We start from the raw sequence: 16,036 nt of genomic DNA on the forward strand, positions 1-16,036 counted from the left end.
CAACCGCGAAAGGACGATCAAATGGCGAGCGACCACACGGCTCATGGCGGGCATTCGGGGAATAGCCACGGCTCCCATGGCCGTCCCTATCTGATGTTCTGGATCAACATGATCCTCGGCCTCATCGTGATGTATGTCGTGATGTTTTCGATGATCGACGGCTGGGGCGACTTCCGGAACAATCTGAACATGCTTTACATGGCGATAACCATGTGGGCGCCGATGGGCATCTTCATGCTGGCGACGATGCCGGGCATGTTTCCGAACCGCAGCGTGAATATTGTCCTCTATGTGCTTTTTGTCGTCCTTACCCTGGGATCATTTTGGGCGACTCGATCCCAAGCCATGATCGATGACCGCCAGTTTATCGACTCGATGATTCCGCATCACTCGGGAGCCATCTTGATGTGCAGAGAGGCCAACCTGTCGGACGCCGAGCTTCTGGCGTTGTGTGAAGAGATTGAGGTCGCCCAGCGTCGCGAGATCGAGCAAATGCAGGCGATTGCTGGCCGGCTGAACGATTAGTCGGGGCTTGGTTCGCATGCGGTGGCAACCTGCATGCGGGGAGATAAGGGAAGCGGAGGCTTACTATGGTTCACGACCATAACCATCATCAAGGCGCCGCCCATGCCCATAACAAGGGGCACGGTGGCGGATCGGGCCATCACACCGCGACTGCGGAGGCAAGCGATACTGTGAAGGACCCCGTTTGTGGGATGTCCGTGGACCCCACAACGGCTAAGCACCGAGCCCAATACCAGGGCGCGACGTATTATTTCTGCTCCGAGAACTGCCAGACCAAGTTCATGGCCGATCCGGGCAAATATGTTGGACCATCGGAACCGACCCAGGCAGCGGTAGTGCCGGAGGGCACGATCTTTACCTGTCCGATGCACCCCCAGATCCGTCAGGTCGGTCCAGGATCATGCCCGATCTGCGGGATGGCGCTGGAACCCGAAATGCCGACGGCCGAAACCGGACCCAGTGCGGAACTGGTCAACATGACTCGACGGTTCTGGGTGGGTGCCGCCCTTTCTGTTCCGGTGGTCTTCCTTGGGATGGGCAGCGAACTTTTCGGCCTGCATCGTTACATTCCTGGCCAGATCAACAACTGGCTGCAACTCATACTGGCGACGCCGGTGGTGCTGTGGGCAGGCTGGCCGTTCTTTCAGCGCGGCTGGGCGTCCGTGGTGAACCGATCGCTCAATATGTTCACGCTCATCGCGATGGGCGTAGGCGTTGCCTGGATTTACTCCGTGGTGGCAACGCTCGCCCCCGACCTGTTCCCGGAAACGGCGCGGATGATGGGAGACACCGTTGCGGTTTACTTCGAGGCGGCCGCGGTGATCACGGTGCTGGCGCTGCTCGGCCAAGTGCTGGAGCTACGCGCGCGCGAACAGACCTCGGGCGCGATACGCGCGCTTCTTGACCTGGCTCCGAAGACAGCCCGACGTATCCGGCCAGATGGCACCGACGAGGAGGTGGCGGTCGAGCATATTGCCGTCGGCGACAAGCTTCGTGTTCGCATGGGCGAGAAAGTTCCGGTGGACGGGACGGTGCTGGAGGGGCGTTCGGCCGTCGATGAATCGATGATTACCGGCGAATCGATGCCGGTCACGAAAGAGCCGGGTGCAAAGCTCATCGCAGGGACCATCAATCAATCTGGCGCTCTGGTCATGGATGCGGCTCGCATTGGTCGCGATACCATGCTTTCGCAGATCGTCCAGATGGTGGCGCAGGCGCAGCGGTCCCGCGCCCCGATCCAGCGCTTAGCAGACCAGGTGTCCGGCTGGTTCGTTCCACTGGTCATCGTTATCGCCTTGATCGCTTTTGTGGCCTGGACCCTTTTTGGCCCGGAACCCCGGTTGAGTTACGGCCTGATTGCGGCTGTTTCTGTTCTCATCATCGCCTGCCCATGCGCCCTTGGCCTTGCAACGCCGATGTCGATCATGGTTGGCGTCGGCAAAGGCGCCAATCTCGGATTGCTGATCAAGAACGCCGAGGCGCTCGAAAGGCTGGAGAAGATCGATACCCTCGTGGTCGACAAGACCGGCACGCTTACGGAGGGGAAACCGGCCGTCACGGCCATCGTTCCGGTCGATGGGCGGAGCGAGACGGAACTTCTTCAAGCCGCGGCGAGCCTTGAACGTGCGAGCGAACATCCGATTGCACAGGCTATTGTCCGTGCCGCGGTGGAGAAGCAGCTCGCACTGTCGGAACCCTCGGACGTCGACTCTCCTGTCGGTCGGGGAGTCTTGGGAACCGTCGCCGGTCAGCGCGTGCTGATCGGTAGCGCCAAGTTTTTGGAGCTGGAAGGCGTTCAGCCGGGCGCAGCGGCGATCGAGGCGGACGTCATTCGCTCACGCGGGGCCACCGCCGTCTTGGTCGCCATCGACGGCCGGCCCGTCGGCGCCATCGGCGTGGCCGATCCCATACGATCCACTACGCCGGCAGCGCTGGAAGCCCTCCGAAAGGACGGCATCCGCGTGGTCATGATGACTGGTGACAATAAGCTCACGGCTCAGGCGGTGGCAAAAGAGCTGGGCATCGCCGATGTGGAGGCCGAGGTGCTTCCAGAACGCAAGAGCGAGGTTGTTACACGTCTTCGCAAGGAAGGCCGTATCGTCGCCATGGCGGGCGATGGGGTGAATGACGCCCCAGCGCTTGCGGCTGCCGATGTCGGCATAGCGATGGGCGGAGGAACGGATGTCGCCATGGAATCCGCGGGAGTCACGCTGCTAGGCGGTGACCTATTGGGGATCGTGAAGGCGCGTCGCCTGTCGGGAGCGACAATGCGCAATATCCGGCAGAACCTGTTCTTCGCATTCTTCTACAACTCGGCAGGCGTGCCGGTGGCGGCCGGGTTACTGTATCCCGTGATGGGGCTGCTGTTGTCACCGGCGCTTGCCGCACTGGCCATGGCGCTCTCTTCGGTCAGCGTCATTGCCAACGCTTTGCGATTGAGAACTACCAAGATCGACATTTAGTGTCACAGGCCAGCGAAGGGCTGCTCAAGAACGAGGACCGATGATGTCGCGTTTTGGGTCGCCTTCCCTTTCCTCACGCGCATGCGAGAGCATGTCGAGCAGAACGTCACCGACATGCCTGTCGGTGACCTCGTAGAACATTTGCTTCGAGTGGCGAACACGGGTCACCAGGCGCGCGCCACGAAGAAGACGCAGGTGATGGCTGACGAGCGACTGCGAAAGCTCCAGCGCCTCGGAAATATCGGTCACGGATTTCGGACCGTCTTCGCAGTGCAGGAGAATCTTCAGCCTGCTGGGATCACCCAGCAGGCGGAAGGTTTCAGCGAGAAAGTTCAACTCTTGGGACGAAGGGGCTTCTGCGATATTCATGTCGAACCTTCCCGATCAACTGAGTGAACCATCAGGCGCGACCGATCAGTGCGAATGACCCGCATGGGATAGCGCCGCGGTGTTCGGCTCCTCCAAGGTGCAACTGGCTACTCCGTCCCAGTCGATGCCGATCGTCGGGTGTTCGATTTTGAACTTCGTTTTCAGTTCGGCCTCGACCTGTTTCATGACGCTGCGAACATCGACGCCTTCCATCGGCTGCACCTGAAGCGTCGCCAGCACACGACCGGAGGTCAGCGACCAGACATGGATATGGTTGACGCTCTGGATACCAGGAACAGTCTTGAGAAGATGCTCGGAGATCTTGTCGGCGCCGGCGTTGTCAGGTGCGCCTTCGAGCAGGATATGCAGAGTGTTCTTGAGCAGGCTCCATGCACTGCGCAGGATCAGCAGAGACACGAATACCGACAGGATGGGGTCGATAGGAGTCCAACCCGTATACCAGATGACGACAGCGGCGACGATCGCACCCACCGAGCCGAGCAGGTCGCCCATGACGTGCAGGACAGCGCCCTTGACGTTGACGTGTTCGGAATCTCCGCGCGTCAGATACCAAAGCACGAAGAGGTTCACGAGCATGCCGATGATGGCTACGACGAACATCGAACCAGCGAGGACCGGCTGGGGCTCCTGGAACCGTTCGATAGCCTCATAGACGATAAAGCCGACGATGCCGAACAACGTAAGAGCGTTGACCAGGCCGGCGATCACCTCGAAGCGGGCATAGCCGAAGGTGCGCTGGCCGTCCGCGGCCCGCCGACCGAGGCGGAAGGCGACATAGGCGAGGCCGAGCGCGATTGCGTCGGTCAGCATGTGGCCGGCATCGGCAAGCAGCGCGAGCGAGCCCGAGATCACGCCGCCGACGGCCTCCACGATCATGAAGGTGAAGATGATGAAAAAGGAAATGAGGATTTTGCGCTCGTTGTCCTTCGTGACTGTCGGGACATGCGAGTGGTCATGATCGTGATCGTGACCATGATCGTGGCCGCCGCCGTGGTTATGGTCGTGCTTGGAGTGGTCGTGACCGTCATGGTCGCTGTGGGAGTGTGATGAGTTTGCCATTGCTCGTTTCCGGTTGCATCAAGTCAACACTTGAATAGTTGTTCACGTGTATGCTTGTCAACCAGCCGTGCGAATTTTTTTGCCATCTGCCCGAAGCCTCTAGGACCGACGGGTCGTGACGGCGCACAGGGCAATGCCGACGCCTTCGACGTTGAAGATCTGGCTGATCCTAGAAATCAAAATGGGCAGCCCGAGGACTGCCCATTTTGACACTGCAATGAACCGGGGGACACCTACGGGAGCAGCTTGACGCTCATGATCAGTGGGCAGGAGGTAGCATCAGGCGGCTGCCGGGGCGCCTTCGGCCGGATAGCCCGCCTCGGTGAGAACGGCACGCAGGTCCGCCTCGGTCGCGGATGATTCAACACGGACCTCACGCTTGGGCGGATCAGTCTCGATCTTCGCGGCGGCATCGACGATTTGCAGCGCCTTGGTTACCGACTTGGCGCAACCGCCGCATGTCATGTTGGGAACGGTGAAGAGATACATGGAGGGCTCCTTGATTTGAGTCCTCTGGAAAATGGGGCTTTCCACCGTTGGAAGGTCAAGGGGCAAAATTCAGAAAACTTTCTGCTTGACCTTGCCACCGTTGTAAGCCGCAAGCATCCGTCATGCCACGACCGCAATCCTCAAGCGCCACGGGCTCGTTTTGAGACTTCGGCATCTTGACCTGGCGGTGGCATCGCCTCTCTCGATTATCTTCCTCTTTCATACAAATATTGAACAGTTGTTTATGTGTTCAAATGTTGTATGATCTGGCTATGACCCGCTACGCGCGATACGTCTCGTCATCGCGTGAATGCTCGACAATCGGAGAGGGACAGTTGGCTTGCCTATGGTCCGAGAGCATATGATCCGGACGGCGGCCCTCGGATGAAGGAGACCGCCAAGTTCCCTGACTCCATCGAGCTTCGTCACCTTCGCTACTTCATAGCCGCTGCCGAACATGGCAGCTTCCGAAAGGCAGGGAGTTCGTTAGGACTATCGCAATCGGCAATCAGCCGTTGCATCGCCGATCTCGAAGACAGGATGGGCGCGTCCCTTTTTCACCGGCACGCATGGGGCGTGTCGCAGACCTTTGCGGGGCAGCGTTTCCTTCATCGCGCGCGTCGGGCTATCAAGACGATAGACGAAGGCGCTCACGAAGTTGCCGCCGCAGGACGATCCGAGCAGGGACGAGTGCGGATCGGCATCTATTCGTCCATCGCTTCGGGCTTTTTGACAAAGCTGCTGGCAAGCTATGGTCGGTCTCATAAAGACGTCAGGATCGAACTGATCGACGGCGATCCTGCCGAACACGTCGCGGCCATCCGCCAGTTCCGCCTCGACGTCGCCTTCCTGACCGGCGACCGGGAATGGCCTGGATGCGACCGGGCGCCTCTGTGGTCCGAGCGGGTTTTCGTTGTGCTGCCCGATCTCCACCCCCTGGCGGCTTTGGACGAGGTGATGTGGGGAGATCTCGCCGATGAGCCCTTCATCGTCAGCGAAGCCGCGCCGGGCCAGGAGATCCATGACCATCTGGTGCGGGAGTTGGCGGACCTCGGCCGGCATCCCGAGATCCAGGTTCAATCGGTCGGTCGGGATAACCTGCTGCCGCTGGTGGCGATCGGCCAGGGTCTGACGCTAGTGAGCGAGGCCATGACGGTGGCCGCGCTTCCAGGCATCACATACCGACCCATCGCCGCCGAGGTGCTTCCATTTTCGGCGGTCTGGTCCCCGGCGAACGACAATCCCGCGTTCCGCAGGTTGCTCTCCATGGCAAAGGCGGCGTCTGCCAAGGCTATGAGGCTCAAGCAAGCGGCTTCGCAGATTGGGGCGAGCGACGTGCTTTTGCGAAGCCGCGATCTGTCGCAATAAATCGCTCCAGCATCGGCACAATGAGCCTGACGGGATCGGCGACGGGCTGGCCGCTCTCGCGGGCCAGCACCTCGGCATAGGCGACCAGATCGCGGTGAAGCGGCGCGGGCAGCTCCACCGTCACCTTGACGGGCTTGTCGTCGGGCAGCGGGCCGAGTCTCAGCTTGGTCATGATCAACCTCCTGCCGGCTCGAATACAAGGTCGCGGGTCACGATGATCCTGACCGGGAAGCCCGGCCGGATGGTCAGCGTGGGGGCAACCTGCAACTGACGTTGCACGATCTGTTGGCCCGCCTGATTGACGGTATCCTGTGCGCCGTCGCGGATGGCCCGGATAAGCCGGTCCTCGTCGCTGGTCGCCAGCTCCGCGCCGACCGCGAGCAGCGTGGAGAGGCCAGCCGCTTTCATCAGATCCCACCAGTGGTAGTCGATCCCGTCCTCAAGGCCGGCATAGCCGCTGGCGTCCGCGCCCGGCAGGCGCTCAAGCACGATGGAGCGTCCGCCCGGCAGGATCAGGCGATTCCACACCAAGAGCACCCTGCGCTGGCCGAAGGTCACGCCATCATCATATTGGCCGATGATGCGCGTTCCCTGCGGGATCAGGAGCAGCGAGCCGGTGGGGCTGTCATAGACGTTCTCCGTCACCTGTGCGGTGATCTGGCCCGGAAGGTCGGAACGGATGCCGGTGATGAGCGCGGCCGGGATCACGGCTCCGGCTTGAAGGATGTAGGGCGAGGCCGGCGGTGCGACGCGATCCGGAGCGACGGTCTGCCGGTCCACCGGCCCGTTGAGGAAAGCGGTATGGCGATTCTGGCCCGCCGTTCCGTCCGGTTGTCCTGTGAGCCCAGCCAGTCCGGGCATGGCTGTTCCGGCCGGACCTCCCGTGCGTGGGCCTGACTGGAAAAATACGTTGCTCAACCGTGCGGCTTCTTCTTCCGCGAGGCGGCGTTGCTCCTCGGGATCGACGGCAGGGGTTGTGATGGCAGGCGGAACGATCGGCTGTCCCCGATTTTGTGCATCGAGGATTGGCCGGCCAAGGTCGCCCGGCAATGCCGGCCCCAGGATCGGGCCAGTATAATCGCGCGGGAGACCGGCGAGGCCATCCGCAGTGGGACGGTTCTCGGTTGAGTAGAGTTCGCCTCCTCCCGGCCCCGCCTCGCGGGTCTGGAGCGCATAGATCAGCGCTCCCCCGACGCCGAGAAGCGCGGCGGCGCCGACGCCTGCCAGCACCTTGCGGGACAAGCGGGTGACGCGGGGCGGCTCGGCGCGCAACCGCATGGGCGCGGCGGTGTTGGTATCGCTCATGAAGGCGATCCTCCCGTGGTCGCGTCGGCCGACTGGGTAGCGGCCTGTCTCTGCTCGATACGGACGATTCTGACCACCTGCTGGCGGTCACCGCTGCCAAGGCGCAGTTCCGCCGCGCCGAACAGCCTGTCGACGATCAGGACATTTTGGTGGATGCGCGAATTGACGATCTGCGGTTCGCCGTCGGAACCGAGAACGAACAGGGGCGGCATCTCGCCCTGCACGATGCCGCGTGGGAAGACGACATAGACGCGCCTGCCGTCATCGAAGACGGAGACTGGACGCCATGGCGGGCTGTCGCCTTGCAGCTGCAAGGCGTAGCGATAGTTCCGCGCGGCCTCGGCCGGGATGACGGGGACCGACGGCGCGGTCGCTCGGCTGCCCGGCGGCGGTGCCGGATACGCCCATGCCACGGCAGGCATATAGAGCGCTTCGCGGGCGCGAAGTTCGATCATGTAGATGCGCCGGTCGGTGGTGATGACGAGGTTGGTCGAGATGTCCGGCCGGGTTGGCTTCACCAGCACATGCACTCGGCGCGTCGGACCGCTTCCGCTCTCTGTGTCGCCGATCACCCACCTGGCCGTGTCGCCGGCGGCGATCGGTCCCGCGCCGGTCAGGTTCTCGCCCGGCTCCAGCGCGATGGTGGTGATCTGTCCGACGGCGGCATAGACTTGGTAGAGCGCACCTTCCGACCAGGGATAGATCTGTATGGCATTGTAATAGCCTTCGCGACGCGGCTCGACACGGGCGGCGGCATTGGCGTTCTCAACGCGGCCGGTGGCCGTGCCGGCAGCCTCGCCGCCCCGCGCCACATTCCAGGTGGGCGGCACATGCAGCGGCCTTGGGCGTGCATCGGTGATGGGAGCCTGCGCGGACGGAAGAGGCGGGACATCGGCGTCGTAGCTGAATTGCGGTGTCCGGTTGGTGGCGCAGCCAGCGAGCATGGTCGCGGCAAGCAACAAAGCCGGAAAACCGAGTTTACGGAAAACCGGAAAAGCGGGTTCACTCAAAGACGTGCGGATCATTGACTCATCTCCCGCGACCAGTTGATTGCGTTGACATAGATTCCCAAGGGATTGGCGCGCAGGCGCTCGGCGTCACGCGGCGGCTGGATGACGATGGTGAGGATCGCGGTCCATCGCTCGGTGGTGGAGAGCTGGCCGTTTTCGTAGTGGCGTTCGGTCCAGGCTACGCGGAAACTGTCCGGGGACGCCCGGATGATGCTCGACACCTCGACGGCGACCTGCTGGCGGCCGACGCGCGTGAACGGGTCGTTGGCGCGGGCGTAGTCGTTGAGCGCCACGGCGCCGCGATCCGTGGTCCAGTCATAGGCCCTGAGCCAGTTCTGACGGACAATGATCGGGTCAGCCGGAAGCGAGCGGACCTGTTCGATGAAGCGGCCGAGATGGAATGCGATCTGCGGATCGGTCGGCCGATAATCGGCGGTAGCGGGGGCAACGGTCTGCGCCTGGCCGAGATTGTCGACTTGAACGACCCAGGGCACGACGGTTCCGCGCGCAGATTGCCAGACAAGAGCGCCGGCGAACCCGACCGAGAGGATCAGCGAACCGAACGCCATGTAGCGCCAGTTCCTCGCCTGCACGCGGGCCGAGCCGATGCGGTCGTCCCAGACTTGCGCGGCGCGCTGATAGGGCGTTTCGGGTTCCGGCACCTTGCCGTAATGGGTCGTCGGTCGTTTGAAGGTGTTCATGTGCGGTCACTTTCGGAAAGGCTGACTGAGGAGCCGCCACCGTGGCTGTCGCCGGACCGGACGGCATGGGCGGCAGCGGTGACGCCGTGGCTCATCGCCCGGCTGCGGCGCATCTGCTGCGCCCAGGCCGGTGGACCATCAGCGGCTGAAGGAGGTGATTGCTCGGGCGACGGGGCGCCCCCGACCGTGCCCATGGACGAACTGCCGCCGGACGCCGCAAATCCGGCCCTTGCGCCATCGGAATAGCTGGACTTCATGCTGTCGGCGGCATGGGAGGCTGCGCGCTTCAAAGGCGAGATGGCAGCCGAGCCTGCGGCGCGCGCCACACCGCCAAGGCCGGAAGCGACCCCCGCCGCGCCTGACCCACCCATGGAGCCGAGGGAATAGGCAGACGATGCTGCGCCGGCGGCTGAGGCCCCGCCGCGTGCAAGTGCAGCACCGCCCGAGAGTGTGGCACCGCCCCCCCGCGCGGCGAGCATGGTCGCACCACCGGCAGCGATCGCGGCACCGCCGACAGCGAGGCCAGTCCCGACGGCAGCGCCAGCACTGAGTTGCGGGCCGCCGGAGACGAGGCCGGTGGCGATGCCGGGGCCGAAGATGCCGAGGCCGAGAAGGGAAAGGGCTGCCAGCACGATCGCCATGGCGTCGTCGATGGTCGGGGTCGCGCCGCCGAAGCCGGCGGTGAACTGGCCGAAGAGTGTCGAGCCGATGCCGATGATGACGGCGAGGACCAACACCTTGATGCCGGAAGAGATGACGTTCCCCAGAACCCGTTCCGCCATGAAGGCGGTCTTGCCGAACAGGCCGAAGGGGATCAGCACGAAGCCCGCAAGCGTGGTCAGCTTGAACTCGATCAGGGTGACGAAGAGCTGGATTGCCAAAATAAAGAAGGCGAGGATAACCAGTGCCCAGGCGAAGAACAGGCAGAGGATCTGCACCAGGTTTTCAAAGACGGCGATCCAGCCCATGAGACTGGAGATGGATTCGAGCAGCGGCCGCCCGGCGTCGAGACCGATCTGGGCAACGCGGCCGGGGCGCAGGAGATCTGCGGCCGAAAAGCCTGTGCCGGAAGCCATGAGGCCCAGCCCGGCGAAGCTCTCGAAGACGATGCGTGCGAGGCTGTTCCAATTGCCAATGATATAGGCGAAGACACCGACAAAGATCGTCTTCTTCACCAGGCGCGCGAGAATGTCGTCGTCGGCGCCCCAGGCCCAAAACAGGGCGGCGAGCGTGACGTCTATGACGATCAGCGTCGTCGCGATGAAGGCAACTTCACCGCCGAGCAGGCCAAAGCCCGAGTCGATGTAGCTGGTGAAGATACCGAGAAAATTGTCGATGACCCCCGTTCCGCCCATGATTATCGCTCCCCATCCGGGCCAGGCGTCGACTGCGCGGGCGACCGTCCGAGGAAGCGGTCGCGGGTTTCGGCCCAGATCGCCAAGCATTCGGCGTCATTGGCCGCCGCCTCGCCCATTTCCTGACAGAGACGCTGCCCCTCGCGCAGGAGATCGACCTGTCGCGTCTGCAAAGGAACGGAAGGGGCCGGACCGGCTACATCCTCGCGGTTCATCTCGATGATCGCCGCCGTGATGGCGACGGCTACGAATACGATGGCTGCGATCCGGGCCAGCACCTTCCCCTCCATGATGGGCCTCCCCGGCGTCAGTTGAACATCTGGGCGTTGCCGGGCTGGTAGCCCGAGCCCGGTGTCAGGAAGCGTTCGCGCTGGATGCGGCCCTGTTCGGCGGCGGTCGCGCGTTCGGCTTCCATCAGGGCGTCGGCCCGGCCGTTGGCCGAGATGACCGCGATCAGGTCGGAAAGCTGCTGCGACTGGAGGGCGAGAAGCTGATTGCCGGCTTGGGTGGCCTGAAGCGCGCCGGTCGCCCCTTGGCTTTCGCCGACGAGCGCGGACATCTCCGCGCGGTTGCTGTCGATATTGCCGACGACACCCGCCTGCACCCGCATCGCGTCCTGAAGACCCCCGACGGTATTTTCCCAGCGGGTTCGGGCATCCGCAATGAGCTGCTGGTCGGTGGCCGTGAGGGAAAGGTTGCCATAATCCTGCTGGAACATCTGGTCGATGTTCTGCACATCGAAGGCGATGTTCTGGGCCTGCCCGAGAAGCTGCTGGGTGCGTTGGACGTTCTGCTGAAGCGCCTGAAGCGAACTGTAGGGCAGGCTCGCGAGGTTGCGGGCCTGGTTGATCAGCATCTGCGCCTCGTTCTGGAGCGAGGTGATCTGGTTGTTGATCTGTTCCAGAGTGCGGGCGGCGGTCAGCAGGTTCTCCGCGTGGTTGGTCGGGTCATAGACGATCCGCCCAATGCCGAAGAAGGCGTGGGCCGGTGTCGTGAACATCGGGGTCAGCGCCAGCGGTGCGGTGAGCGCAAGGGCGAGCGCCGAAGCGCTGGCGATGCGGGTGAGCCGGGGAATTGTGCGCGTCATGGGGTAATCTCCTCTTCTTCCAGGATGAGTTCGATTTCGCCGAGGTCAGCGACCGTCGGCGGCAGGGTCTCGCTTTCGGTCGCGAGATTGGTGAGGTCCGGGATGAGATCGGCGGCCCAATCGACGTCGCGTGCCCGGAGCCAGGCCGAGAGGAACCCGTCGCCACCGTGTTCAGCGAGGATTTCGGTGATCAGGGCCTGATCGGATTTGGCCGAGGCGGCGCAGAGCGCCAGACCGACCTCCGACAATCCAAGATCGAACAGGCGGTTGCCACGCCGCGACTGGCAGTAGTAGTCCCGCTTCGGAGTCGCCCTGGCCAGGATTTCGATCTGGCGATCATTGAGGCCAAAGCGGCGATAGATCGCGGTGATCTGGGGTTCGATGGCGCGCTCGTTCGGCAAGAGGAGTCGCGTCGGGCAGCTTTCAATGATGGCCGGAGCAATGGCGGAATTGTCGATGTCGGACAGCGACTGCGTGGCGAAGATGACGCTGGCGTTCTTCTTGCGCAGGGTCTTGAGCCATTCTCTGAGTTGGTCCGCGAACCCTTCGTCGTCCAGCGCAAGCCAGCCCTCGTCGATGATCAGCAGCGTAGGTTGCCCACCCAACCGATCGCCGATGCGGTGGAAGAGATAGGAGAGGACGGCGGGCGCTGCGCCGGTGCCGACGAGGCCCTCGATTTCAAATGCCTGGACATCGGCCGAACCGAGATGTTCGCTCTCGGCGTCGAGCAGCCGACCATACGGGCCGCCGACGCAATAAGGCCGTAGCGCCTGTTTCAGGTCGTTGGACTGGAGCAGCACGGCAAGGCCGGTGATGGTGCGTTCGCCGACCGGGGCGGAAGCAAGCGAAGTCAGCGCCGTCCAAATATGTTCCTTGACGTCCGGGGTGATCTGGATGTTCTCGCGCATCAGGATCGCGACGATCCAGTCCGCAGCCCAGGCGCGCTCGGAGGTCTGGTGAATACGAGCCAGCGGTTGCAGCGAGACGGAAGCATCGGCCGCATCGGTCAGCTCGCCGCCAAGATCGTGCCAGTCCCCTTGCATGGCGAGGGCGCAGGCGCGGATGGACCCCCCGAAATCGAAGGCAAAGACCTGAGCGCGCGGATAGCGGCGAAACTGCAAGGCCATCAGCGCCAGCAGCACGGATTTGCCCGCGCCGGTCGGTCCGACGACGAGGGTATGGCCCACGTCGCCCACATGCAGGGAAAGCCGGAACGGCGTCGATCCCTCGGTCCTGCCGTAAAGCAGTGGGGGTGCGCCGAGATGATCGTCGCGTTCCGGCCCCGCCCACACGGCGGACGAAGGGACCATGTGGGCAAGGTTGAGCGTCGAGACCGGCGGCTGCCGGACATTGGCATAGGCATGTCCGGGCAGGCTGCCGAGCCAGGCGTCGACGGCATTGACCGTCTCGACCATGACGCTGAAATCGCGGGACTGGATGATCTTTTCGACCAGCCGCAGCTTTTCGTCGGCGCGGCGGGCGTCCTCGTCCCAGACGGTGACGGTCGCCGTGACATAGGCCATCCCGGCCATGTCGGCGCCGAGTTCCTGCAAGGCCATGTCCGCGTCGGCGGCCTTGTTCGCCGCATCGGTATCCACGAGCGCAGATTGCTCGTTGGTCATCACCTCCTTGATGATCGCCGCGATGCTCTTGCGCTTGGCGAACCATTGCCGCCTGATCTTCGTCAGCAGCCGGGTCGCGTCGGTCTTGTCCATAAGGATGGCGCGGGTGGACCATCGGTAGGGAAAGGCCAGCCGGTTCATCTCGTCGAGCAGGCCGGGTGTGGTGGTGCCCGGAAAGCCGGTGATCGTCAGAAGCCGGAGATGTTGATTGCCCAGTCGGGGTTCCAGGCCGCCGGTCAGCGGCTGATCGGCCAGCAGCGCATCGAGATAGACCGGAGTTTCGGGCACGCGGACGCGATGCCGGTTGGTCGAAATCGTCGAGTGGAGGTAGGTCAGCGTGCCGGCGTCATCGAGCCATCGGCACTCGGGCATGAAGCCGTCGAGCAGCGCCAGCACGCGGTCGGTGCGGTCGATGAAGCCGCGCACCAGTTCCCAGGGGTTCACGCCCGAGGTCTCGCGCCCTTCATACAGCCAGGACTCGGAACGTGCGGCATCTTCGGCGGGCGGGAGCCACAGGAAGGTCAGGAAGTAGCCAGAGACGAAATGGCTGCCCTCCTCCTCGAAATCGGCCTTCCGCTCGGCATCGACCAGCGCCGAGGCCGGATCGGGGAAGCGGCTTGCGGGATAGCTTGCGGCTTCCGACCGCTGTGCTTCGACAAAGATGGCCCAGCCGGAGCCGAGACGGCGGAAGGCGTTGTTCAGCCGCCCGGCCACCGCGACCAGCTCGGCCGCGACGGCGGAATCCAGATCGGGACCACGGAACTTCGCCGTGCGCTGGAACGAGCCGTCCTTGTTCAGCACGACGCCGGAGCCGACCAGCGCCACCCAGGGAAGGTAGTCGGCAAGGCGTGAGGCGGTGCGACGGTATTCTGCGAGATTCATCATGGCTCGTGCCTCACACCGAAAGATGGCCGGGGATGCGAAGATGGCGGCGCGCGACCTCGACGAAGAGCGGATCGCGTTTGGCGGCCCAGACGGCGGCGATGTGACCGACGGCCCAGATCAGGATGCCTGCAAGCCATAGCTGAAGGCCGAGGCCGACGGCGCCAGCCAGCGTGCCGTTGAGGATCGCGACGGATCGGGGCGCCCCGCCGAGCAGGATCGGCTCGGTCAGGGCGCGGTGAACCGGCACCGCGAAGCCCGGCACGGTATCGAGGGCCTCGAAGCTCACGGCCATCAGACCAGCGCCCCCCCGCCGAAGCTGAAGAACGACAGGAAGAAGCTCGATGCCGCGAAGGCGATGGAGATGCCGAAGACGATCTGGATCAGCCGCCGGAAACCGCCGCCGGTATCGCCGAAGGCCAGTGTCAGGCCCGTGACGATGATGATGATCACCGCCACGATTTTCGCCACTGGACCTTCGACGGATTCGAGGATGGATTGCAGCGGCGCCTCCCAGGGCATGGAGGAGCCGGAGGCCCAGGCCGGGGACGTCATCAGGCTCACCCAGGCGAAGGCCGATGCGGTTGCGATATGGTGGCGGATACGGAAGGCACGACGGATCATGCAGGTTCTCCAGTGTTGTGAGTGGTGTCGGGTTCTGAAAAGGCTGAGGAAATTCGGTAGTCTCCGTCCGGCCCGAGCCCCTCGACGCGGGCAAGCTCGGCAAGGCGGCGGGCGGAACCGCGCCCGGAGAGGACGGCAACAAGGTCGATGGTTTCCGCGATCATCGCGCGCGGCACGGTGACGACCGCTTCCTGGATGAGTTGTTCGAGGCGGCGCAGCGCGCCGATGCCGGAACCGGCATGGATCGTTCCGATCCCTCCGGGGTGGCCGGTGCCCCAGGCTTTGAGCAGGTCCAGAGCTTCGGCCCCACGGACCTCACCGATCGGGATACGGTCGGGGCGCAGGCGCAAGGACGAGCGCACCAGATCGGACAGAGTGGCGACACCATCCTTGGTCCGCATGGCGACCAGATTGGGCGCCGCGCATTGCAACTCGCGGGTATCCTCGATGATTACGACCCGATCCTGCGTATTCGCCACCTCGGCGAGCAGCGCATTGGTCAGCGTGGTCTTGCCGGTGGACGTGCCGCCCGCGACCAGGATGTTCGCGCGCGACTGGACGGCGGCGCGGAGTGCTTCTGCCTGATCCTCGGACATGATGCCGGCCGCCACATAGTCATCGAGGGTGAACACCGCGACGGCGGGTTTGCGGATGGCGAAGGCAGGCGAGGACACCACCGGGGGCAGCAACCCCTCGAAGCGCTCTCCCGATTCCGGCAGCTCCGCCGAGACCCGTGGGCTGCGCGCATGCACTTCGACGCCGACATGGTGGGCCACCAGCCGCACGATGCGCTCGCCATCGGCGGCGGACAGGATCTCGCCGGTATCGGCCAGCCCTTCGGACAGCCGGTCGACCCAGATGCGCCCGTCGGGATTCAGCATGACCTCGACGACAGACGGGTCTTGCAGCAAGGTTGAGATGGCAGGCCCGAGCGCCGTCCGGAGCATACGCGCGCCGCGGTCCACCGTTGCCTGTTTGTGGTTGATGCCTGCCATCTCGTCCCCGTTCCACCGGGGAGGCGAGAGACGATCCCCGGATGGGGATGACTAAAAGAGACCCAAATCGGGTCGTTTCAACAAGTTTCGACCGTCGTAGTAGCGTAGCGCGCAAATACAGGAGAACGGCGGTGACCCCATCTAGGACCAAGCCTGAAAGCA

17 protein-coding genes are annotated in these 16,036 nt (G+C 63.7%); 3 read left to right on the top strand and 14 right to left on the bottom strand.

All coding sequences use genetic code 11. The features are described 5' to 3' along the window. Positions 1 to 21 precede the first annotated feature (21 nt). Both V7Q42_RS06165 and V7Q42_RS06170 read left to right on the top strand, forming a co-directional pair. Positions 22 to 525 (top strand): DUF305 domain-containing protein, encoded by a 504-nt coding sequence (locus V7Q42_RS06165; RefSeq protein WP_080620520.1) that lies wholly within the window; start codon positions 22 to 24, stop codon positions 523 to 525. 65 nt (positions 526 to 590) lie between these two features. Continuing rightward, on the top strand, positions 591 to 2,987 hold the full coding sequence (locus tag V7Q42_RS06170) for a heavy metal translocating P-type ATPase (protein WP_089389385.1): 2,397 nt from the start codon (positions 591 to 593) through the stop codon (positions 2,985 to 2,987). A 24-nt stretch (positions 2,988 to 3,011) separates the two neighbouring features. Here V7Q42_RS06170 and V7Q42_RS06175 read toward each other — a convergent pair whose 3' ends face one another. The 3 genes from V7Q42_RS06175 to V7Q42_RS06185 all read right to left on the bottom strand — a co-directional run bounded on the left by V7Q42_RS06175 (position 3,012) and on the right by V7Q42_RS06185 (position 4,925). Beyond that, on the bottom strand, positions 3,012 to 3,356 hold the full coding sequence (locus V7Q42_RS06175; RefSeq protein ID WP_080620518.1) for an ArsR/SmtB family transcription factor: 345 nt from the start codon (positions 3,354 to 3,356) through the stop codon (positions 3,012 to 3,014). 45 nt (positions 3,357 to 3,401) lie between these two features. Then, positions 3,402 to 4,436 carry a cation diffusion facilitator family transporter gene (locus V7Q42_RS06180; protein ID WP_080620517.1) on the bottom strand — a complete coding sequence of 345 codons (1,035 nt, stop codon included), beginning with the start codon at positions 4,434 to 4,436 and terminating at the stop codon, positions 3,402 to 3,404. A gap of 279 nt (positions 4,437 to 4,715) precedes the next feature. Beyond that, a complete protein-coding gene (locus V7Q42_RS06185; protein WP_080620516.1) occupies positions 4,716 to 4,925 on the bottom strand; it encodes a heavy-metal-associated domain-containing protein in 210 nt (69 codons plus the stop codon). Between the two features lie 384 nt (positions 4,926 to 5,309). On the opposite strand from V7Q42_RS06185, the gene V7Q42_RS06190 reads away from it, so the two are divergent. Next, positions 5,310 to 6,293 (top strand): LysR family transcriptional regulator, encoded by a 984-nt coding sequence (locus V7Q42_RS06190; RefSeq protein WP_080620515.1) that lies wholly within the window; start codon positions 5,310 to 5,312, stop codon positions 6,291 to 6,293. Here the strand turns inward: V7Q42_RS06190 and V7Q42_RS06195 are convergent. The 11 genes from V7Q42_RS06195 to trbB are packed head-to-tail and all read right to left on the bottom strand — an operon-like array spanning position 6,226 to position 15,874. Further along, entirely contained in the window at positions 6,226 to 6,465 is a 240-nt protein-coding gene (locus V7Q42_RS06195) for a DUF2274 domain-containing protein (protein WP_080620514.1), read from the bottom strand. The genes V7Q42_RS06190 and V7Q42_RS06195 overlap by 68 nt on opposite strands. A 2-nt stretch (positions 6,466 to 6,467) precedes the next feature. Further along, positions 6,468 to 7,598, bottom strand: a complete 1,131-nt coding sequence (locus tag V7Q42_RS06200) for a TrbI/VirB10 family protein (protein ID WP_080620513.1) — start codon at positions 7,596 to 7,598, stop codon at positions 6,468 to 6,470. Continuing rightward, complete coding sequence (gene trbG / locus V7Q42_RS06205; protein ID WP_080620512.1) at positions 7,595 to 8,623, bottom strand: P-type conjugative transfer protein TrbG; 1,029 nt, start codon at positions 8,621 to 8,623, stop codon at positions 7,595 to 7,597. Before trbG ends, V7Q42_RS06200 begins: the two co-directional genes overlap by 4 nt. Beyond that, a complete protein-coding gene (gene trbF / locus V7Q42_RS06210; RefSeq protein ID WP_080620511.1) occupies positions 8,620 to 9,309 on the bottom strand; it encodes a conjugal transfer protein TrbF in 690 nt (229 codons plus the stop codon). The genes trbG and trbF overlap by 4 nt, the downstream gene beginning before the upstream one ends. Beyond that, entirely contained in the window at positions 9,306 to 10,664 is a 1,359-nt protein-coding gene (gene trbL / locus V7Q42_RS06215; protein WP_080620510.1) for a P-type conjugative transfer protein TrbL, read from the bottom strand. The genes trbF and trbL overlap by 4 nt, the downstream gene beginning before the upstream one ends. Positions 10,665 to 10,666: 2 nt before the next feature. Further along, positions 10,667 to 10,954, bottom strand: coding sequence for a putative entry exclusion protein TrbK-alt (gene trbK-alt, locus V7Q42_RS06220; RefSeq protein ID WP_080620509.1), 288 nt, complete (start codon positions 10,952 to 10,954; stop codon positions 10,667 to 10,669). A 17-nt stretch (positions 10,955 to 10,971) separates the two neighbouring features. Continuing rightward, the gene (gene trbJ, locus V7Q42_RS06225; RefSeq protein WP_080620508.1) at positions 10,972 to 11,751 is read right to left on the bottom strand and encodes a P-type conjugative transfer protein TrbJ; all 780 of its coding nucleotides are present in this window, start codon (positions 11,749 to 11,751) and stop codon (positions 10,972 to 10,974) included. Further along, on the bottom strand, positions 11,748 to 14,258 hold the full coding sequence (gene trbE, locus V7Q42_RS06230) for a conjugal transfer protein TrbE (protein ID WP_080620507.1): 2,511 nt from the start codon (positions 14,256 to 14,258) through the stop codon (positions 11,748 to 11,750). The genes trbJ and trbE overlap by 4 nt, the downstream gene beginning before the upstream one ends. A gap of 10 nt (positions 14,259 to 14,268) precedes the next feature. After that, a complete protein-coding gene (locus tag V7Q42_RS06235) occupies positions 14,269 to 14,550 on the bottom strand; it encodes a VirB3 family type IV secretion system protein (protein WP_080620506.1) in 282 nt (93 codons plus the stop codon). Then, a complete protein-coding gene (locus tag V7Q42_RS06240) occupies positions 14,550 to 14,879 on the bottom strand; it encodes a TrbC/VirB2 family protein (RefSeq protein WP_028710779.1) in 330 nt (109 codons plus the stop codon). Before V7Q42_RS06240 ends, V7Q42_RS06235 begins: the two co-directional genes overlap by 1 nt. Next, positions 14,876 to 15,874 (bottom strand): P-type conjugative transfer ATPase TrbB, encoded by a 999-nt coding sequence (gene trbB, locus V7Q42_RS06245; protein WP_080620505.1) that lies wholly within the window; start codon positions 15,872 to 15,874, stop codon positions 14,876 to 14,878. Before trbB ends, V7Q42_RS06240 begins: the two co-directional genes overlap by 4 nt. Positions 15,875 to 16,036: the final 162 nt, after the last annotated feature.

This window comes from Pinisolibacter sp., from assembly GCF_036782435.1.
Lineage (GTDB): Bacteria > Pseudomonadota > Alphaproteobacteria > Rhizobiales > Ancalomicrobiaceae > CALBKH01.

Excerpts from the sequence above, each read along its gene's own strand:
- V7Q42_RS06165 (WP_080620520.1), top strand. The coding sequence starts at position 22 with ATGGCGAGCGACCACACGGCTCATGGCGGGCATTCGGGGAATAGCCAC.
- V7Q42_RS06170 (WP_089389385.1), top strand. The coding sequence starts at position 591 with ATGGTTCACGACCATAACCATCATCAAGGCGCCGCCCATGCCCATAAC.
- V7Q42_RS06175 (WP_080620518.1), bottom strand. The coding sequence starts at position 3,356 with ATGAATATCGCAGAAGCCCCTTCGTCCCAAGAGTTGAACTTTCTCGCT.
- V7Q42_RS06180 (WP_080620517.1), bottom strand. The coding sequence starts at position 4,436 with ATGGCAAACTCATCACACTCCCACAGCGACCATGACGGTCACGACCAC.
- V7Q42_RS06185 (WP_080620516.1), bottom strand. The coding sequence starts at position 4,925 with ATGTATCTCTTCACCGTTCCCAACATGACATGCGGCGGTTGCGCCAAG.
- V7Q42_RS06190 (WP_080620515.1), top strand. The coding sequence starts at position 5,310 with ATGAAGGAGACCGCCAAGTTCCCTGACTCCATCGAGCTTCGTCACCTT.
- V7Q42_RS06195 (WP_080620514.1), bottom strand. The coding sequence starts at position 6,465 with ATGACCAAGCTGAGACTCGGCCCGCTGCCCGACGACAAGCCCGTCAAG.
- V7Q42_RS06200 (WP_080620513.1), bottom strand. The coding sequence starts at position 7,598 with ATGAGCGATACCAACACCGCCGCGCCCATGCGGTTGCGCGCCGAGCCG.
- trbG (WP_080620512.1), bottom strand. The coding sequence starts at position 8,623 with ATGATCCGCACGTCTTTGAGTGAACCCGCTTTTCCGGTTTTCCGTAAA.
- trbF (WP_080620511.1), bottom strand. The coding sequence starts at position 9,309 with ATGAACACCTTCAAACGACCGACGACCCATTACGGCAAGGTGCCGGAA.
- trbL (WP_080620510.1), bottom strand. The coding sequence starts at position 10,664 with ATGGGCGGAACGGGGGTCATCGACAATTTTCTCGGTATCTTCACCAGC.
- trbK-alt (WP_080620509.1), bottom strand. The coding sequence starts at position 10,954 with ATGGAGGGGAAGGTGCTGGCCCGGATCGCAGCCATCGTATTCGTAGCC.
- trbJ (WP_080620508.1), bottom strand. The coding sequence starts at position 11,751 with ATGACGCGCACAATTCCCCGGCTCACCCGCATCGCCAGCGCTTCGGCG.
- trbE (WP_080620507.1), bottom strand. The coding sequence starts at position 14,258 with ATGATGAATCTCGCAGAATACCGTCGCACCGCCTCACGCCTTGCCGAC.
- V7Q42_RS06235 (WP_080620506.1), bottom strand. The coding sequence starts at position 14,550 with ATGGCCGTGAGCTTCGAGGCCCTCGATACCGTGCCGGGCTTCGCGGTG.
- V7Q42_RS06240 (WP_028710779.1), bottom strand. The coding sequence starts at position 14,879 with ATGATCCGTCGTGCCTTCCGTATCCGCCACCATATCGCAACCGCATCG.
- trbB (WP_080620505.1), bottom strand. The coding sequence starts at position 15,874 with ATGGCAGGCATCAACCACAAACAGGCAACGGTGGACCGCGGCGCGCGT.